The 17,752-nt window shown below is 72.0% G+C and carries 13 protein-coding genes and 1 riboswitch; of the genes, 3 read left to right on the forward strand and 10 right to left on the reverse strand.

Going from position 1 to position 17,752, the window contains the following annotated elements; translation table 11 throughout:
* Positions 1-70: 70 nt before the first annotated feature.
* From thrC to QSK31_RS20925, 3 genes are all read right to left on the reverse strand, one after another.
* Positions 71-1,345, reverse strand: coding sequence for a threonine synthase (gene thrC / locus QSK31_RS20915; RefSeq protein ID WP_285685929.1), 1,275 nt, complete (start codon positions 1,343-1,345; stop codon positions 71-73).
* Positions 1,346-1,353: 8 nt separating this feature from the next.
* Positions 1,354-1,461, reverse strand: a riboswitch (SAM riboswitch).
* Between the two features lie 60 nt (positions 1,462-1,521).
* A complete protein-coding gene (locus QSK31_RS20920) occupies positions 1,522-2,373 on the reverse strand; it encodes an ABC transporter permease (protein ID WP_285685930.1) in 852 nt (283 codons plus the stop codon).
* The gene (locus QSK31_RS20925; protein WP_285685931.1) at positions 2,370-5,132 is read right to left on the reverse strand and encodes an alpha/beta fold hydrolase; all 2,763 of its coding nucleotides are present in this window, start codon (positions 5,130-5,132) and stop codon (positions 2,370-2,372) included. Before QSK31_RS20925 ends, QSK31_RS20920 begins: the two co-directional genes overlap by 4 nt.
* Positions 5,133-5,300: 168 nt before the next feature.
* Between QSK31_RS20925 and QSK31_RS20930 the strand changes: the two genes are divergently transcribed.
* Positions 5,301-7,505, forward strand: coding sequence for an AAA family ATPase (locus tag QSK31_RS20930; RefSeq protein ID WP_285685932.1), 2,205 nt, complete (start codon positions 5,301-5,303; stop codon positions 7,503-7,505).
* Positions 7,506-7,544: 39 nt separating this feature from the next.
* Here QSK31_RS20930 and QSK31_RS20935 read toward each other — a convergent pair whose 3' ends face one another.
* From QSK31_RS20935 to QSK31_RS20945, 3 genes are all read right to left on the reverse strand, one after another.
* Positions 7,545-7,979 carry an SgcJ/EcaC family oxidoreductase gene (locus QSK31_RS20935; protein ID WP_285685933.1) on the reverse strand — a complete coding sequence of 145 codons (435 nt, stop codon included), beginning with the start codon at positions 7,977-7,979 and terminating at the stop codon, positions 7,545-7,547.
* A 5-nt stretch (positions 7,980-7,984) separates the two neighbouring features.
* Positions 7,985-8,947: a helix-turn-helix domain-containing protein gene (locus QSK31_RS20940; protein ID WP_285685934.1), complete on the reverse strand. Its 963-nt coding sequence runs from the start codon at positions 8,945-8,947 to the stop codon at positions 7,985-7,987.
* A gap of 193 nt (positions 8,948-9,140) precedes the next feature.
* A complete protein-coding gene (locus QSK31_RS20945) occupies positions 9,141-10,535 on the reverse strand; it encodes an FAD-dependent oxidoreductase (protein WP_285685935.1) in 1,395 nt (464 codons plus the stop codon).
* A 172-nt stretch (positions 10,536-10,707) separates the two neighbouring features.
* On the opposite strand from QSK31_RS20945, the gene QSK31_RS20950 reads away from it, so the two are divergent.
* Entirely contained in the window at positions 10,708-11,670 is a 963-nt protein-coding gene (locus QSK31_RS20950; RefSeq protein WP_285685936.1) for a helix-turn-helix transcriptional regulator, read from the forward strand.
* A 1,195-nt stretch (positions 11,671-12,865) separates the two neighbouring features.
* Here the strand turns inward: QSK31_RS20950 and QSK31_RS20955 are convergent.
* The 4 genes from QSK31_RS20955 to QSK31_RS20970 all read right to left on the reverse strand — a co-directional run bounded on the left by QSK31_RS20955 (position 12,866) and on the right by QSK31_RS20970 (position 16,750).
* Positions 12,866-13,750 (reverse strand): endonuclease/exonuclease/phosphatase family protein, encoded by an 885-nt coding sequence (locus tag QSK31_RS20955; RefSeq protein ID WP_285685937.1) that lies wholly within the window; start codon positions 13,748-13,750, stop codon positions 12,866-12,868.
* Positions 13,751-13,827: 77 nt separating this feature from the next.
* Positions 13,828-14,913 (reverse strand): N-acetylglucosamine-6-phosphate deacetylase, encoded by a 1,086-nt coding sequence (nagA, locus tag QSK31_RS20960; RefSeq protein ID WP_285685938.1) that lies wholly within the window; start codon positions 14,911-14,913, stop codon positions 13,828-13,830.
* Entirely contained in the window at positions 14,910-15,824 is a 915-nt protein-coding gene (locus tag QSK31_RS20965; protein WP_285685939.1) for an ROK family protein, read from the reverse strand. The genes nagA and QSK31_RS20965 overlap by 4 nt, the downstream gene beginning before the upstream one ends.
* 11 nt (positions 15,825-15,835) lie before the next feature.
* Positions 15,836-16,750: an SIS domain-containing protein gene (locus tag QSK31_RS20970; RefSeq protein WP_285685940.1), complete on the reverse strand. Its 915-nt coding sequence runs from the start codon at positions 16,748-16,750 to the stop codon at positions 15,836-15,838.
* A gap of 189 nt (positions 16,751-16,939) precedes the next feature.
* Between QSK31_RS20970 and QSK31_RS20975 the strand changes: the two genes are divergently transcribed.
* Positions 16,940-17,725, forward strand: a complete 786-nt coding sequence (locus tag QSK31_RS20975; RefSeq protein ID WP_285685941.1) for a DeoR/GlpR family DNA-binding transcription regulator — start codon at positions 16,940-16,942, stop codon at positions 17,723-17,725.
* Positions 17,726-17,752 lie beyond the last annotated feature (27 nt).

The following is a 17,752-nucleotide window of genomic DNA, read 5'->3' on the forward strand; positions in this document are numbered from 1 at the left end:
AGTCCTCGGAGGATGGAAAAACGAACTTACTGTCGGATCAACGACTACCAGCCGTAACTAACCAGCGCGGTTACCCCAGCAGGCCGGCATCGCGGGCGCCCCGCAGCGACGGCTTGATCCGGTGCGTCGGCCCGACCCGGTCGGCCACCGCGTCCAGCGTCTTCAGCCCCTCGCCGGTGTTGAAGACGACTGTCTCCTTCGCCGGGTCGAGCTTGCCGGAGGCGACCAGCTTCTTGAGCACGGCCACAGTCACGCCGCCGGCCGTCTCGGCGAACACGCCGGTGGTCCGGGCCAGCAGCTGGATGCCCTCGCGGATCTCGTCGTCGTCGGCGTAGTCCATCCAGCCGCCGGTGCGCTGGACCGCCTCGATGGCGTAGGCGCCGGCCGCCGGGTCGCCGATGTTCAGCGACTTGGCGATGCCGGTCGGCTTCACCGGGACGACCTGGTCGGTGCCGTTGTGCAGGGCCGTCGCGATCGGGTTGCAGCCGGCCGACTGGGCGCCGAACACCCGCCAGCCACCGGCCGGGGCCTCGACCAGGCCGATCTCGACCAGCTCGCTGAACGCCTTGTCGATCTTGGTGAGCAGCTCGCCGCTGGCCATCGGGATGACCACCTGCGCGGGGATCCGCCAGCCGAGCTGCTCGGCCACCTCGTACCCGAGGGTCTTGGAGCCCTCGGCGTAGAACGGCCGCACGTTCACGTTGACGAACGCGGTGTCCTCGAACTCGTCGGTCTCCACCAGCTCGCCGCAGAGCCGGTTCACGTCGTCGTACGAGCCGTCGATCGCGACCAGCTCGCCGCCGTACACCGCGGTGGTGATGATCTTGCCCTGCTCCAGGTCGCCCGGGATGAAGACGATCGAGGGGACGCCGGCCCGGGCCGCGTGCGCGGCGACCGAGTTGGCCAGGTTGCCGGTGGAGGCGCAGGCGAAGCGGGTGAAGCCGAGGGCGCGGGCCGCGGTCAGCGCGACGGACACCACGCGGTCCTTGAACGAGTGGGTCGGGTTGGCCGAGTCGTCCTTGACCCAGAGCGGCGCGTCCAGGCCGATCGCGGCGGCCAGTGCCGGGGCGCTGACCAGCGGGGTGAGGCCGGGGTCGAGGGTCACCCGGGAGGCCGGGTCCTGACCGGCCGGGAGCAGCGGCGCGTACCGCCAGATGTTCTGCGGGCCCGCCTCGATCTGGGCGCGGGTCACCTGGGCGATCGCCGCCGGGTCGTACGCGACCTCGAGCGGCCCGAAACACTCGTAACAGGCGTGCTGGGCGGCGAGGGGGAACTCGGCGCCGCAGGCGCGGCAGACGAGGGCGCGGGCCGGGCCGGCGACGAGTGCGCTGACGGTGGACGTCATGGAGATTCCTCTCATCTTTCCCAGCACGGAAAGGCTGGGCCGGAATTAGCACCTGCCGCTGCGCGGTGGTTGCCGGGGCTTCGTCGGGCCGTTCCCTCTGCCCCTCTGGATGAGGTATTCAGTTGTTTCCCACACACTACGTGCACATGGCGCTCACGGAAAACGCAGTGTGACGCTCACGACGTGATGTCCTTGCGGGTGAACCGCCAGAACGCGATCGACCAGAAGATCGTGGCGTAGCTGACCGCGGAGATCGCCCCGCGCACCATGTCGTCGGTCTGCATCGGCGTGGAGAGCAGGCCCAGCCAGGCCTCGCTGTAGTGGGTGGGCAGGAAGTCGCGGACCACGCCGAGCGCCTCGATCTGGTCCAGGATGCTGGACATGATCCAGAGCAGCACCGCGCCGCCGACCGCGCCCAGCGCCGCGTCGGTGAGCACCGAGAGCAGGAACGCCAGCCCGGCCACGATCAGCAGCATCACGGCGAGGTAGCCGAGGATGCCGAGCAGCCGGAGCAGGCCCTCGCCGGGCGGGATCTCAGCGGCGATCGTGCTGCCCAGCGGGTGCCAGCCGTACCGCAGGGTGCCGACCAGCAGTGCCACCCCGGCCAGCGTGAGCAGGGCGAGCAGCGAGTACATCAGTGCCACGACCAGCTTGACGCCGAGCAGCCGGGCCCGCGGCACCGGGACGGCGAGCAGGTAGCGCAGGCTGCCCCAGGACGCCTCGCTGGCCACGGTGTCGCCGCAGAACAGCGCGACCACCACGACCAGCAGGAAGGACGCCGAGACGAACAGGCTGAACAGGGCGAAGTTCAGCCCGCCGGAGGTGGCCAGGTCGACCAGGCTGGAGAACTGCCCGCCGCCGTTGTCGTCGTCGTCCGACCCGCCGAACTCGAACGCCACCAGCACGATCAAGGGCAGAAGAGCCATAAAACCGAGAGCGAGTTGCGTACGCCTGCGTGAAGCCTGCCGTTTCACCTCGGCCCAGATCGGCAACGTGGCCGACGGCCGGTACCCGGTAGCGGCGCTCATCGGTCTCCACTTCCTCGCGAGTTCTCCCCCACCAAGGCCAGGAACGCATCTTCCAGGCGGCGCCGCGGCACCACCCGGTCGACGCCCACCCCGGCTCTGACCAGCGACGCCACCACCTCGGAGCGCGCGGTGCCGTTCATGTCGACGATCAGCCCGGTCGCGCCGTCCGGCAGCACCGAGGCGACGTCCATCCCGGCGAGCACCCGTTCGGCCTCGGCCACGTCGGTCACCTCGATCTGCACCGACGGCGACTCGCCGACGATGTCGTCGACCAGCCCGGACGCCACGATCCGGCCCTTGTTCACCACGACCGCGTGCGTGCACGTCTGCTCGACCTCGGCGAGCAGGTGGCTGGAGACCAGCACCGCCCGCCCGTCGGTGGCGTACCGCCGGAGCACCCGGCGCATCTCGGCGATCTGCGGCGGGTCCAGCCCGTCGGTCGGCTCGTCCAGCACCAGCAGGTCGGGCAGCCCGAGCATCGCCTGCGCGATGGCCAGGCGTTGCCGCATGCCGTGGCTGTAGTTCTTGGTCCGCCGGTGCACCGAGTCGCCCAGCCCGGCGATCTCCAGCGCCTCGTCGAACCTCGCGTCCGCCCACGGCCGCCCGGTCGCCTGCCAGTACGCCCGCAGGTTCTGCTCGCCGGTCAGGTGCGGCAGGAAGCCCGGCCCCTCGACCAGCGAGCCGACCCGGGACAGGATCGGCGCCCCGGGCACCAGCGGATTGCCGAAGACCAGAGCGTCGCCCCTGGTCGGCATGGTCAGGCCCATCAGGACGCGCAGCGTGGTGGTCTTGCCGGCGCCGTTCGGCCCGAGCAGCCCGACGACCTGGCCACGCTCGACGGTGAAGCTGATCTCCTCGACCGCGACGAAGCCGTCCGCGTACTCCTTGCGCAGGCCACGTACCACCAGCGGGGTGTCGGCGAACTCCTCGACGGTCGGCGCCCGGGCGGCCCGGCGGCGGCGCACCAGCAGCACCACGACCAGTCCCAGAAGGATCGCCGCGAGCAGGCCGGCCAGCACGTACCGCCAAATGACCTGGGGGTTGCTGATCGGCGTGCCCACCATCGTGGGCAGCGAGAGCGTCGGCTCGACCGCGACCGTGTAGGTGGTGGGCGCGGCGGGAGTGAGAAAGCCCTGGTCAGAGGTGGACACGACGATCCGCAGCGCGTTGCCTGCCTGGATCCGCCGGACGATCGCCGGGAGCGTGACGGTCACCGGCTGCGCCTGCGCGATGTCCTTGGGCAGGCCGGTGAGCCGGACCGGAGCGACCAACCCCGCGCTCAAGGTCTCGACGCCGGCCGGGTCCACGTCGTAAAGCTTGACGAACAACGTGGCCTCGCCGGTCGGTGACGCGGCACGCAGCCGGACCGTCGGCGCGCCGGCCACGTCGACCGAGGTGGCGACCGGTTCGGAGGCGAAGGTGGCGTGCTGGCCGGGAATGTCGCCGGCCACGCCCGCGAGCACGGTGGAGAGCTGGCCGCCGATGCCGGGCAGCGAGGAGAGCGCCCCGGGATTGCCGTTGGGCGGGTTCGCGATCGGCTGCGCCGGGCCGTTCAGGGAGATCTCGCTGCGACCGGTCCCGCTGATTCCGGGGTACGCGTCGACCGAGTACCCGTTGGTGACCAGCCCGCGGTCCAGCGCGCTGAACCCGGCCACCCGCGAGTAGGTGAAGCTGTCGGCCGGCGCCGCGCCCTCGCCCTTGACGTAGTGGTCGAGCCACTGGGCGGTGAGGAACTTGGTCCGGTCCTGGTCGGTCTGCGGCCCGAGCCCGCCGTCGTGGCCACCGGTGAACCAGGCGACCCGGACGGGTGTGCCGCCGGCCGCGATGCCCCGGGCGTTGGCGTCCGCCTCGGACAGCGGGAAGAGCGTGTCGACCGCGCCCTGGATGAGCAGCGTCGGCGCCTTGATGTTGCCGAGCACCGGCGCCGGGCTGGACTTCCGCAGCACCGCCAGCGCCGCCTCGTCCGGGATGCCGGTCGTCGCCATGCTCAGGTAGGCGGCGCACACGTCGGCGGCGAACCGTCCGCAGGCGGGGTTGATGCCGGGCGGCAGCGTCTGCGGAAGCTCCGGCTGCTCCCCCGAGCCGTCGGGTGTCTCCGCCGTACCTTCCGAGGTCGGTGCCGCCGCGCCGTTGCCGAAGAACAGCCCCGCCCAGCCCTTCTTGAACACGCCGGTCGCATCGGTGTCGGCGGACTGCGGCAGGAAGGAGCGGCCCAGGTCGTTCCAGGTGATCAGCGGGACGATCGCGTCCACCCGCCGGTCCTGGGCGGCGAGCAGCAGGGCGAGCGCGCCGCCGTACGACCCGCCGACCACGCCCACCCGGGGGTCGCCGGTCGCATCGGTCCGCACCTCGGGCCGGGCGGCCAGCCAGTCGAGCAGGCGCTGCCCGTCGCGGATCTCGTAGTCCGGGCTGTCCAGGTGGATCTGGCCGCCGCTGCGCCCGAAGCCCCGCGCGGTCCAGGTCAGCACCGCGTAGCCGCGCTCGGCCAGGGACTGGGCATCGGTGCGTACGGAGTTCTTGGTGCCGCCGAAACCATGCGCCAGCAGCACCGCGGGCACCTTGCCGTCCCGGTCGCGCGGCAGGTAGAGGCGGCTGTCCAGGTCGATCGTCCCGGCCCCGCCCGGCGCCTCCGGCACGGCGATCATCTGATCGGACGTCGTCCAGGAGTCCCGATCAGGCGCCACGGCGGCAACCACGACACCCGCGACGATCACCAGAACCGCCGCGGCGGACAGAACCCTACGACGGCCTGATTGCATGCGGCCAAAACTATCTCCCTTCAACTGTGCGAGTGCTGTGAACTGAGGGCTGTTCGCGACCCACCTCGACTTGCAACCCGCGTGAGTGACGCGCTCGGTCTCCACCGTCGCGAACAGCCCTTACCAGCGAGGGGATGCGACCGGCGCGGAGACGATAGCTTTGTACGCGTGGCAGACGATCTCACGCTGACCGTGACCCAGCGGCCCGCGGCACTTGACGCACGCCGCGGCATCGTTCGCCTGCATCCCGAGGTGATGGCCGCGCTCGCGATCAACCCCGGCGACCCGTTGCGGCTGGTCGGCGCCCGGACGACGGCCGGCATCGCGGCCAAGGCCGAGGGGACCGCCAGCCGCGCGCTGCTCTACGCGGACGACCTCACGATCGGCAACCTCGGCATGCGCGACGGCGGCCAGGTCACCGTGACGCCGATCCCGGTCGTCGCCGCCCGCCGGGTCGCCCTGCGCGGGCCGGCCGAGATCGTAGCCGTGATCTCGCCGGAGATGCTCCGGCTGGCACTGCTCGGCAAGGTGGTCAGCGCCGGGGACGACGTGTCGCTGCTGCCACAGGACGTGCTGCTCCCGGCCGACCACCGGGCCGCCGTCGAGGGCGCCCGGCGCAGCCTGTCCAACCGGGTCGGCTACGCCTGGACGAGCACACTGCTCGAGGTCGTGGCGGTCGACGACGCGGACGCGGCGCTGGTCACGATGGACACCCTGGTGGCCTGGGAGCACGGCGAACAGACCCGGCCGACCGTCGGCACGACGGCCAAGCCCCGGGAACGGGCCACGACCGATCCCGAGGTGCCGCCGCCCAGCATCGACGACCTGCCCGGGCTCCGCGCCCAGGCCAAGGAACTCACCGAGCTGCTCGACCTCGGCTTCCACCACGGTGAGGTGCTGGGCCGGCTGGGCACCACGGTGTCGCTGGGCGTCCTCATCTCGGGTCCGGCCGGGTCGGGCAAGGCCGCGCTGGTCCGGGCGGTCGCCGCCGGGGTGGGCGCGGAGGTCTTCCCGCTGTGGGCGCCCGAGCTGGCCGCGCTCACCAACGACGCCGCCGCGACCCGGCTGCGCGCCGCCGCCCAGGACGCCCGCCGGGGCGGCCCCTCGGTGCTGCTGGTCGCCGACGTGGAGGCGCTCGCCCCGCGCGAACAGCCCGGTCCGATGGCGACGGTGTTCCGCCAGGTGCTCGCCGAAACGGTCAAGGCCGGCGTGGCGGTGGTCTGCACGACCAGCCGGCCCGAGGCGGTCGACCCGGAGCTGCGATCGCCCGACCTGCTGGCGGTGCAGCTGGCGGTGGCGCTGCCCGACCAGGCGATGCGCCGCGAGCAGCTCGGGGTGCTGACCCGGGGCATGCCGCTGGCCGAGGACGTACGGCTGGACGACGTCGCCGGGCGTACCCCCGGCTTTGTCGCGGCCGACCTGGGCGCGCTGGCCCGGGAGGCGGGTGTCCGGGCGGCGCTGCGGCAGAAGGACGCGGAGTCGCCCACGGTGGCGATGCCGGACTTCGAGGCGGCGCTGGACGTGGTCCGGCCGACGTCGATGGCCGAGTCGACGCTCGAGGTCGCGTCGGTCACGCTGGACGACGTCGGCGACATGGCCGACGTCAAGCAGGTGCTCACCGAGTCGGTGCTGTGGCCGCTGACCTATCCGGACACGTTCGCGCGGCTGGGCGTCTCGCCGCCGCGGGGCGTGCTGCTCTACGGCCCGCCCGGGTGCGGCAAGACCTTTCTGGTCAAGGCCATCGCGGGTACGGGACGGGCGAACGTGCTGTCCGTCAAGGGCGCCGAGCTGCTGAGCAAGTGGGTCGGCGACAGTGAGAAGGCGGTCCGCGAGCTCTTCCGCCGCGCCCGCGAGGCCGCACCCACGCTGGTCTTCCTGGACGAGGTGGACGCCCTCGCACCGCAGCGCGGCCAGGGCACCGACGGCGGCACCACCGACCGCGTGGTGGCGGCCCTGCTCACCGAGCTGGACGGCGTCGAGGAACTGCGCAACGTGGTGGTGATCGGGGCGACCAACCGCCCCGACCTGATCGACTCGGCGCTGCTGCGCCCCGGCCGCCTGGAACGACTGGTCTACGTGCCACCACCGGACGGCGAGGCGCGCACGGCGATCCTGAAGGCGTCGTCCCGCTCGGTGCCCCTGGACGGCGAGGTCGACCTGGCCGCGCTCGGCGCCGACCTGGACGGTTTCTCGGCCGCCGACTGCGCGGCCCTGATCCGCGAGTCGGCCCTGTCGGCGATGCGCGAGTCGCTCGACGCCACCACGGTCACCGCGGCCAACGTGGCGACCGCCCGCAGCCGGATCCGCCCGTCCCTCGACCCGGTTCAGGTCTCCTGGCTGGCCAACTTCGCCGAGCAGCACGCCCGCGCCTAGTCCTTCACCAGGCGGGCGCGGGCCCCCGCGGCCATCGCTTCACGAGGCAGGCATGGACTCCAAGGCGGCCATGCTCTGCAGGGAGAGCAGGCGCGCGTTCTCCAAGGCGACCACCACCCAGCGGTCCTCCTGCCAGACCGTGACGAAGAGCTGCATGGAGTACCGCGTCGACGGCGGCTCCTGCTCGCCCGGCATGAGGATGCCGACCCGGCTGTGGACGACGCCGACGCCCGGGCTGACGATCCGGGCGAAATGGACTTCGCCCCGCTCCAGCCGCGAGCCCTTCATGACCGTGTCCAGGAGCACCTCATGCGCAGCGACCGCCTCGGCGCGGCTGCGATAGATGGTCCCCTCCAGCTCCGCGAAGACGACGTCCTCGGCGAAGTCGGCGAAGAACCCGGCGACGTCCCCGCGGTTCCAGGCCTCGTACATCCGGTGCGGAATGGCACTGATCGCCTCAACCGACTGTTCCAACGTGATCACCTTTCTCCGTTGTGAGCGCCACCATCCTCATCGCGCCGCCCGGCCGGCGCGTTGACCGTCCGTGCCCGGTTGCTGGATCTGAGCGCCGCCGCGTTGTAGCCGTAGGTCGCCTTGAAGAGCCGGCTGAAGTGGGCCGGATCGGTGAAGCCCCAGCGGGCCGCCACGGCCGTCACCGTGCGGTCGCCCCGAACGAGCTCGGCCCGGCAGCGCTCCAACCGGCGCCGTCGGATCGTCGCCGCCACCGTGAGGGGCTCGCTTTCAAAGAGCTTGTGCAACCGGCGTACGGAAATGTGGTGCGCCCTGGCGATGAAGGCCGGTCCGAGCTCCCGTTCGGACAGTCGCGCCTCGATGAATCCCACAACCCGCCGCCGCAGCGCCTCGTCGGTGTCCGGGCTCACGCCGCCGAGCTGCTCCTCCAACGCCACCGAGATCAGCTCGATCACCGCCCCCGCCGACCGCTCCGCGAGCCCACCGCCGACCACCCTCGACCGAGGCAGGGCGTTGATCAGCGCGGACACCAGAGCGGCCGGCCCACGGTCCCCGCGGATGCCGACCCCGACCAGCCGCTCGGCGTCCCGTGGCCGCAGCCGAAGCTCCCGCCGAGGCACGAGCACACTCACATGCCGCGAAGCGGTGCTGGCGAACCGCACCGGCCGCGCCGGGTCGACGAGCACCAGGTCGGCCGGCCCGAGATCGGCACTACCGGATCCCTGCTCGACCCGCGCTCGCCCCCGAGTCATCAGCTCGATCTGCCACAGTTCCTCGTCCACCGCGCGGGCGATCCGGGCCGTCCGAAAGCACTCCCCCGCAGGCGTGACCAGCTCGATCAGCCGAAGCGACCCGAAGTCCCGAGCCGCGACCCCGGCCCGAAACTCCGCCTCGTCGTGCCGCCCGCCCAGCACCGGCGCCAGCCCGGTCGCCGCAAGCGCCTGCTGAAAGCTTTCGATGTCGGTGAACACCGAGCCCACGCTAGGCCCCACGTCCAGACCCGGCAGTGGTAGGACTATGAGAGTCCCGACGGCAGCACCCCACCGCGGCGCGGGCCTTCCCCACGGCGGTCTGGGGTGTTTCCCTCGGCGGTGACGGTCCGGCGCGACCGGATGACGAGATCGAACCTGGCGCCGGACCCCGACCCCGCCGGGGATGCGGGTCTCAGCCGGCGGCACCGGTGGTCGCGGCGACGGCACGTTCGACAATGGCGGGATCGGCGAGCGTGGCCGGATGCCGGAGCATGTAGGAGACGTTGTTGAAGGCCTCGGCCACGACCGGGTCGCTCAGCGTGGCGCCGATGATCTGCCGGAGGATCTGGCGCTGGCGGCTCACCTCGGCGGGAACCTCGGTGCCGTGCACGGCGTCGAGGCGCTCGGCGTCGCCGCCGGCCGAGATCGCCCAGGCCGCGTCCACGACCATCCGTTGAAGCTCGAAGAAGCCGGTGGCCGGGGCGCTCAGATCGGGTCCGCCGGTCAGATGGGCGGAGAGGCACGAGCCGTGCAGGGCCGCCGAGCTCATGCCCTGCCCGTAGATCGGGTTGAACGACGCGACGGCGTCACCCACGCTGACCAGCCGCGCCGGGAAGCGCCGCAGCCCGGTGAAGTCGCGTAGCCGGCTCTCCTCCTGATGGTAGGTGAGGATCTCGCGGGTGATCGGCCCGCCCGCGGCCCGGCCGAAGACCCCCGGCAGCTGAGCGGTGATCTCGCGAAACTCATCGAGGGTGCGGCCGGGCCGGGAATCGTCGTAGCCCATCAGCATCACGATCCACTGATCGTCCTCGATCGCGTTGGCGGCCGCGACGGACACGCCGCCGGCCCCGTGCCCGGGCGAGAAGAGGCCCAGCGCGCAGGCGATCTCCAGCTCGGACGTCGGCTCGTCGCGGCGGAACAGGGCGGTCGCGTAGTTGATCGGCGCGGTCAGCCGCTCGAGTCGAGGCTGGTCGAAGGCGTGCTCCCGGAGCCAGGCCGGCAGCCGGCTCGCGCGGCCGGTCGCGTCCACGGTGAAGTCCGTCGCCAGGACCCGCTCGCGATCGTCGTCGAGGTAGGTCACCGCGCTGACCGCGTCGTCCCGGAACCGCAGGCCAGTCACGCGACCGCGGACGACGGACACCTCGGGCCGGGCGAGAACCTGCTCGCGCAGGCAGGCTTCCAGGAGCGGACGGCCGGCCACGAGCAGCCAGAAGTCGGTGTCGGTACGCACCTGCCGGTGGCCGTCGAAGGCGGTGGACGTGGTGCCCGGCCCGGACAGGACGGCACCCCGGTCCACCGCGACCTGGGTGAAACCCGGGAGCCACCGCTCGATCCACCGCTGACCGGCCGGGAGCAGGGTGTGCACCTGCTGGTCCTGAGGCGTGCCGGGCCGGGGCTGCGGCGTGCTGGGAAGCTCGTCCCGCTCGACGATGACGACCCGCCGTGCGTGGTCGGCCAGCACCCGCGCCGCCAGCAGGCCGGCGATGCTGCCGCCGAGCACCGTGGCGGTCTCGAAGAGGACGGTGGGCTCGGCCGGCGGTCGCGCGTCGACGAGCCGGTCGAAGACGGAAGTCAAAATTTCGGACATTGCGTCACGCTAGGACGCGGCGCCCGCGCGCACCGGTACGGCGATGCCACGCCGGCGGTATCCACGCGCCAACTCACGCGCCGAGACATTCCGGTGTGTACGGACGCACCAAGCACGCCGCCCGGCGGGTGCCCGCTGAATACCATGAGCACACCAGCGGCGGGAGATGTTGATGCGACGAGATCGCGCTCGCAGACGGTTCGACATCGACATCAACGTGGACTACGCCGACGACCGCCGCGACGACACGCTGCGGACCGCGTGGCGACAACAGGCCGGAGATCTGGTCCCCCCTCCACCGCTGACGCTGCCCCGCCACAGCGAGGGTTCCTACCGGGTCCGCATCCGCCGCCTGGGCATTCTCGACCTGGTCGTCGAGGACCAGTACAGCGACGCCGTGGCCGGCCGGACCGGCGGCTCGCACGGTCACCTCGCCGACCGGGTGGTCAGCCATTTCACCTTCCGGGGCGAGTGGCGATTCGGCTCGGCGCGACGCTCCGCGGTGGTGGGGCCGGGCCGAGCCTACATCCGGCGCAACGATCAGCCGTGGGACTTCGAGGTGGACCGCGGCACCCACGCCCTCATGCTGTCGGTGCCGATCGAGGAAGCCGGCCCCAGAGCCCGCCGATCAGCCGTGCCCGCCGACCGCGACTCGCCGGCCGCCCGCCTGCTCCTGGCCCACATCCGCAGCTGCCTCGACCTGGGCGACGGCGTCGGCGCCGCCGCCCGCAACGCCACCCTGGAGCTGTTCCGTGGCCTGCTCGACCAGCAGGTCATCGACGACGACCACCAATCACCGGCACTGGTCGCCGCAGCCAGGGAGTGCATCGACCGGCGGCTGCTCACCGACCCCGGCCTCAACCCGGCCGCGATCGCCACCACGCTGCACGTATCCGTTCGTACCCTGCACCGGGCCTTCGCCCGGGAAGGCATCTCAGTGATGGGCTACGTCCGGCAACGACGCCTGGAACGAGCCGGCACGGAACTGCTCTCCACCACGTGGACGGTCTCCGAACTCGCCGCCCGCTGGCACTTCACCGACGAGAGCCACCTGATCAAGGCATACCGCCGGCACTACGGCCAGACACCCGCCGCCCGCCGCCGCACCCGCCCAAGCCCGTCCGCCGCGGGCTGATCGGCCCGTCCCCAGCCGCCGAGCCCCCGCAGATCGGCGAGCGCTGCACAATTGAGCTGCGGCTTGTCGGGATCGAGACCGATCGGGGCCCGTGGATGCAGGCGCTGGTAGCGGCCGGATACACGATGTATCCGGCCGTGACCAGAACAGCCCCCTTCTCCGCCGGGCACACCGGCAGGAACGCGAACTGCATCGAGACACAGACCCGAGATCCCGTGACCCGGCGTCCCATCGGCTACCTGCAGCCGACCACACCCGTGAGTTCGCACCGACTAACCCTCAGAATTCCCGAACTCGCGGGAAAGCTGGCGATATCGGAGGCCCAGATACCACCAGGTTCTACCACTGGCACCTTTCAGGGCGAAGGTTTGGTCCGGCCTTGCTGCCGGCGTTTCCACAGGGTGTGGGGTCGGGTGGCACCTTTTCAGGGCGAAGGTTTGGTCCGGCCTTGCTGCCAGCGTTTCCACAGGGTGTGGGGTCGGGTGGCACCTTTTCAGGGCGAAGAGTTGGTCCGGCCTTGCTGCCGGCGTTTCCGCAGGGTGTGGGGTCGGGCCGGGTTGCCATGCGGCCCGGGTGCCCGCTCACCGTTTCTGCCGCCGCTCGCGGCCGTGGCCGGGCTCGGTCCGGTGGTAGGAGCAGGCACGAGCGGTAGGACAGGCACGCAGTGGTGGCTCAGAGCGGCATCCGGGCCGGAGTGCCGCCCTGAGCCACCACGGTCCGCGCGCGTGGTAGCTCAGAGCGGGGGAAACTCAGTGGATAGCGCCCGGTCCTACCACCGGCCGCCCGGTGCGGTCGGCGCGCAAGAGCCGGGCCGACCGTCAACGCCGCAGATATCGCCTCGACCTATCACCCTCGCGCCTAGCTACCACTGCCGCGCCCGGCTACCACCGCCGCGCCCGGCTACCACCGCCGCGCCCGGCTACCACCGCCGCGCCCGGCTACCACCGCCGCGCCCGGCTACCACCGCCGCGCCCGGCTACCACCGCAAGCGGCGGCAGCGACGGTGAGCGGGCACCCCGGGCGCCTGGCAAACCCGGCCCGACCCCACCCCGCCCCCAGCGGAAACGCCGGCAGCAGCGCCGCGCACCAGAAAACGTCGGCGGCAACGCCTGCCCATCAGCGAGCCGGAGGAACCTTCGCGTCACAGCGGACCCCATAGGTGCCGGAGTCCGCTGTCTCGAATCGCGGAAACCCGTCAGGCGATTTCCATGCTGTAGATCACGACCGCGTGGTCGGAGTAGGCCGACGTGCCGACCGCGCACCAGCGTTTCGGCTGGGTGCTGAAGATGTGGTCGAACTTGACGCCCCACACGGTCGTCGAGCGGCCCGTGCGGGTGGCGTCCGTCTGGTCGCACTCGCGGTAGCCGGGGGTGCCGGGGCCGTTCCAGTACAGGCCGGCCGGCCACAGCCAGTCGCGGGAGCTGTCGGCCGCCCAGTCCGGCGGGACCACGTTGAGGTCGCCGCCGAAGGCGACGTGCTCGTACCCGTCGACCACGGTCTTGATCTCGGCGAGCTGGTCGTCGGCGTACTCCCACTCGGGGTGGTCGGGATTGCCGGCCCGCGGGGTGAGGTGGAGGTTGCACAGGCGGATGCTGTTGAAGTAGGTCGCCGTCGCGCACTGGAAGGGGCGCTGCAGCCCGGTCCACGGCTGGGTCGTAGCGATGGTTCGAGGATCGGACAGGCCGGCCTTCACGACGATGGCGGTGCCGATCCGGTCCGTACCGGAGTCCCCGCACGGTGTGTTGGACAGGACGCCGTCGTTCGCGTACCGGTAGGGGGCGAAGCTTCTGCTCCAGCCGGCGCCGAGCCGGCCCATCAGGGCGCTCAGGTCGTTCTCGCAGATCTCCTGCAGCAGCATGGCCTGCACGAAGTTGTTCGCCACGTGGTATTCGACGACGCCGAGCTTGTCGGCGACCGTGCCGTACGCGCCGCAGTTCCAGGTGGCGCGCTTCGACCCGCACATGTTCCACGACATCAGTTGCAGGCTGGTGCCGGGCGGGGCGGCGGCGTGCACCGGCGCGGCCGGGATCAGCATGGCGGCGAGCAGGGCCCCGGCGATGCCGGTCAGTAGCTTCCTCAAGACGTTCCCCCGTCGATCGGAAAAATCCGGACATCGACGATCCTAGGTGGATAGTGAGTCCGGTAGGGGGCAGCTCGTCAGAGCCAGACTCCGGCTCGCATCACGCGTTTGACCTGGAGATCTTCAGACAGTACGACCAGGTCGGCGCGCAGGCCGGCCGCCAGGGCGCCCACCTGGTCCGAGAGCCCGAGCACCCGGGCCGGGGTCGTGGACGCCATCGTGCACGCGTCCGGCAGCGAGAGGCCCGCGCCGACCGCCCGGCGCAGGGCCGCGTCCATGGTCAGCGTGCTGCCGGCGATCGAGCCGGTGCCGATGCGGGCGACCCGGTCCGCCACGGTCACGGTCTGGCCGCCGAGCTCGTAGGTGCCGTCGGGCATGCCGGCCGCGTCGATCGCGTCGGTGACCAGGGCGGTGCGGTCGGGGCCGGCGGTGCGGGCGGCGAAGGCCAGCATCCCGTCGTGCAGGTGGACGCCGTCGGCGATCAGCTCGACGACGGCCCGCCGCGAGCTGAGCAGGCCGATGATCGGGCCGGGCTCGCGGTGGTGGGCCGGGCGCATCCCGTTGAAGAGGTGCGTCCCGAGCGTGGCGCCGGCTTCAACACCTTTCAGGGTCTCTTCGTACGTGGCGTCGGTGTGCCCGATGGCCGCGACCACGCCCGCCTCGTCCAGGAAGGAGATCGCGTCCAGGGCGCCGGGCAGCTCGGGAGCGATCGTGACGGCGCGGACGATCCCGGACGCCACGAGTTCGCGCAGTTCGGACAGGTCCGGGTCGCGCAGGAAGTCGGTGTTCTGTGCTCCACATCGGACGGCGGAGAGATAGGGCCCTTCGAAGTGCACCCCGGCGATGACGTCATCGGCGACCAGCGGCTGGTAGGCGGCGACCGCCTCCCGCATCAGGGCGAGGGGCGAGCTGACCAGGCTGGCCAGCAACGTCGTCGTCCCGTGCGCCAGGTGGAAGGCCGCGGCCTCGGCCGCCGAGGAGGCGTCGCCGGTGGCGAGGGAGTGGCCGCCCCCGCCGTGGCAGTGCAGGTCGACGAAGCCGGGCACCACGTAGTCGGTGGTCTCGACCGGCAACGCGTCGACCGAGATGATCGCCGGCCCGGACACCTCCACGTGGCCGGTGACGATCGAGCCGGGGCGGACGATGCGACCAGGGATCTTCACGTAAGAGCGTCCAGTCCTAGGAGGGCGGCGCCGAGGCACCCCGCGGTATCACCGAGTGCCGCCCGCTCCACGCGCGGCAGCCGCAGGAATCGCTTCCTCGCGTCGAGTGCGGCCCGCAGCGGCGCGAGCAGGTCCTCGCCGGCCTCGGCCAGCCCGCCGCCGACCACGATCATCCCGGCGTCGTACAGGGCCTGGGCGGTCAGCAGGCCGTCGGCCAGGGCCTCCACGGCGTCGATCCAGACCGTACGCGCGAGAGCCTCGCCCGCCGCCGCCCGCGTGGCCACGTCGAAGGCGGTGGACCCGGCCACCCCGGACAGCGTGGTGTAGCTCCGGCCGATCGCCGACGCCGACGCGATCGCCTCCATGCAGCCGTGGCCGCCGCACGCACAGAGCGGTCCGCCCGGCCGCACGATCACGTGCCCGACCTCACCGGCCGCGCCGTGCGCCCCGGCGAACGCGGCGCCGTTCACCACGTGCGCGGCCGCGATGCCGGTGCCGATCGCGATGAACAGGACGTGCGGTTCGCCCCGGCCGGCGCCTAATCGCGCCTCGGCCATGCCGCCCGCCCGGACGTCGTGTCCCAGGGCGGCGGGTAACCCCACGTGCGCGGCGACCAGGTCGCGCATCGGCACGTCCCGGAAGCCGACGTTGGACGACCAGACCGCGACGCCGTTCGCCTCGTCCACGACGCCGGGCACGACCAGGCCGACCGCGGCCGGCTCCAGCCCGTCGGAACGGGCCTTCTCGCGGAGCCCGAGCGCCACCGACAGGATGTTCTCGGTCACCGCCTCGGGACCGCGTTCGGCCCGGGTCAGATGCCGCTCGGTCCAGAGCACGCGGCCGTCCGGGTGGACCAGCGCGCACTTCATGCCGGTGCCACCCACGTCCAAGGCGATGACGACCCGGTTCATGGCCGGCCCGTTCATTGCAGGACGACGGAACGCGTCAGGTTCCGGGGGTGGTCCGGGTCCAGGCCCTGTGCCTCGGCGAGGGCGATGGCCACCCGCTGCGCGACGATCAGGTCGGCCATCGGGTCGAGAGGGGTACGCCCGCCGCACCAGCGCCCGATCGCGCCGTACCCGCCGTGGTGCCGGGCGTGCACGAACGCCGCGCCGGTCGCCTCCACGTCGTCGGTCAGGTGCGCGGGCACGTCGCCGAACGCCCAGACCACCCGGTCGGGGCCGGCGACAGAGATCGGGCCGTGCCGGTAGTCCATCGCCGGGTACGCCTCGGTCCACAGCATCGCGGCCTCGCGGCACTTGAGGGCGGCCTCGTGGGCCAGCCCGACGGTCCAGCCGCGGCCGAGGAAGGTGATCTGGGTGGTGTCGGTCCGGACCGGCAGGGGCAGGCGTACGGCCACCTCGGCGTCGCAGGCGATCGGGCCGATGTCCTCGCCCAGCCCGGCCCGCAGCAGGGCGAGCACGCTGGTGGCGAACCGGGTCTGCACCACCGACTGCTCGTCGGCGAAGTCCAGCACGATCACGTCGTCGGCCAGCGTGGCGGCCGGCTGCGACGGATCGGCGGTCACCACGGTCGTCGGGGTGCGCACGGCGCCGAGCAGGTCGACCACCTCGGTGGTGGTGCCCGACCGGGTGATCGCGACGATCCGGTCGTACCGCCGGCCGGCCGGGAACTCGGACGCCTGGAACGCGTCGGTTTCGCCCTGACCGGCCTGTTCGCGCAGCGCCGCGTACGACTGACCCATGAACCACGACGTGCCGCAGCCGACCACGGCGACCCGCTCGCCGGCGACCGGCAGCCCCGGCGCGGTTGCCAGTTTCGCCGCCCGCTCCCAGCAGTCGGGCTGGCTGGCGATCTCGGTCCGGACGTGCGTCATGTCGGGTTCCTCCGCCGGGGGATGCGCATAAGCGCTCGGTACGGTGCCCTTTCGAGCTGCATTCTGCGTGGATCTCCCGCGCCCACGCAACAGTCGAGTCACGTTCGCGCAGCCGAGATCTTTGCTTCGCCGCTTTTCGCGCACTAATGTGCACACTCTTATCACGGAACGTGCATCGAGGAGTGGTGGGTGGATCGGTACGCGCGGTGGAATGCCCTGCTCGAGCTACTCGCCGAGAGCGGGCGGGTGACCGTCGAGGACGCGGCCGCACGGCTGGACGTGTCCCAGGCCACGATCCGCCGCGACTTCGACCAGCTCGCCCAGCAGCAGATGATCACCCGGACCCGGGGCGGCGCGGTCGCCAACGGCGTCTCGTACGACCTGCCACTGCGCTACAAGAGCGCCAAGCACTCGGCCGAGAAGCAGCGCATCGGCGAGGCGGCGGCCCGGATGGTCGAGCCCGGGACGGTGGTCGGGCTCAACGGCGGCACCACGATGACCGAGGTCGCCCGGGCCCTGGCGGTCCGCCCCGACCTCAACACCAGCGGCGAGGGCGCCCAGCTCACCGTGGTGACCAACGCCCTGAACATCGCCAACGAGCTGCTCGTCCGCTCCCGGATGAAGATCGTGGTGGCCGGCGGCGTGGTCCGCCCGCAGTCCTTCGAGCTGGTCGGGCCGCTCGGCGGCGCGCTGCTCAAGGAGGTCACCCTGGACGTCGTGCTGCTCGGCGTGGACGCGCTGGACGTCGAGCTCGGCGCGGCCGCCCACCACGAGGGCGAGGCCGCGATGAACAGCCTGATGGTCGCCCGGGCCAAGCGGGTCGTGGTGATCGCCGACTCGTCCAAGCTGGGCGGTCACGCCTTCGCCCGGATCTGCCCGATCAGCAAGGTCGAGGTGCTGGTCACCGACAACAGCGCCCCGGAGAGTGCGTTGAACGCTTTCCGCGAGGCGGGCGTTCAGGTGGTCGTCGCCTGATGCCCTGTTGCACATTCGCTTCCGAGG

It is taken from the genome of Actinoplanes sp. NBRC 103695 (assembly GCF_030269485.1).
Classification (GTDB): Bacteria; Actinomycetota; Actinomycetes; order Mycobacteriales; family Micromonosporaceae; genus Actinoplanes.

Bases quoted from the DNA above. Each gene is read 5' to 3' on its own strand.
- QSK31_RS20950 (WP_285685936.1), top strand. From the start codon at position 10,708: ATGCGACGAGATCGCGCTCGCAGACGGTTCGACATCGACATCAACGTG.
- QSK31_RS20965 (WP_285685939.1), bottom strand. From the start codon at position 15,824: ATGAACCGGGTCGTCATCGCCTTGGACGTGGGTGGCACCGGCATGAAG.
- QSK31_RS20925 (WP_285685931.1), bottom strand. From the start codon at position 5,132: ATGCAATCAGGCCGTCGTAGGGTTCTGTCCGCCGCGGCGGTTCTGGTG.
- QSK31_RS20970 (WP_285685940.1), bottom strand. From the start codon at position 16,750: ATGACGCACGTCCGGACCGAGATCGCCAGCCAGCCCGACTGCTGGGAG.
- QSK31_RS20920 (WP_285685930.1), bottom strand. From the start codon at position 2,373: ATGAGCGCCGCTACCGGGTACCGGCCGTCGGCCACGTTGCCGATCTGG.
- QSK31_RS20945 (WP_285685935.1), bottom strand. From the start codon at position 10,535: ATGTCCGAAATTTTGACTTCCGTCTTCGACCGGCTCGTCGACGCGCGA.
- thrC (WP_285685929.1), bottom strand. From the start codon at position 1,345: ATGACGTCCACCGTCAGCGCACTCGTCGCCGGCCCGGCCCGCGCCCTC.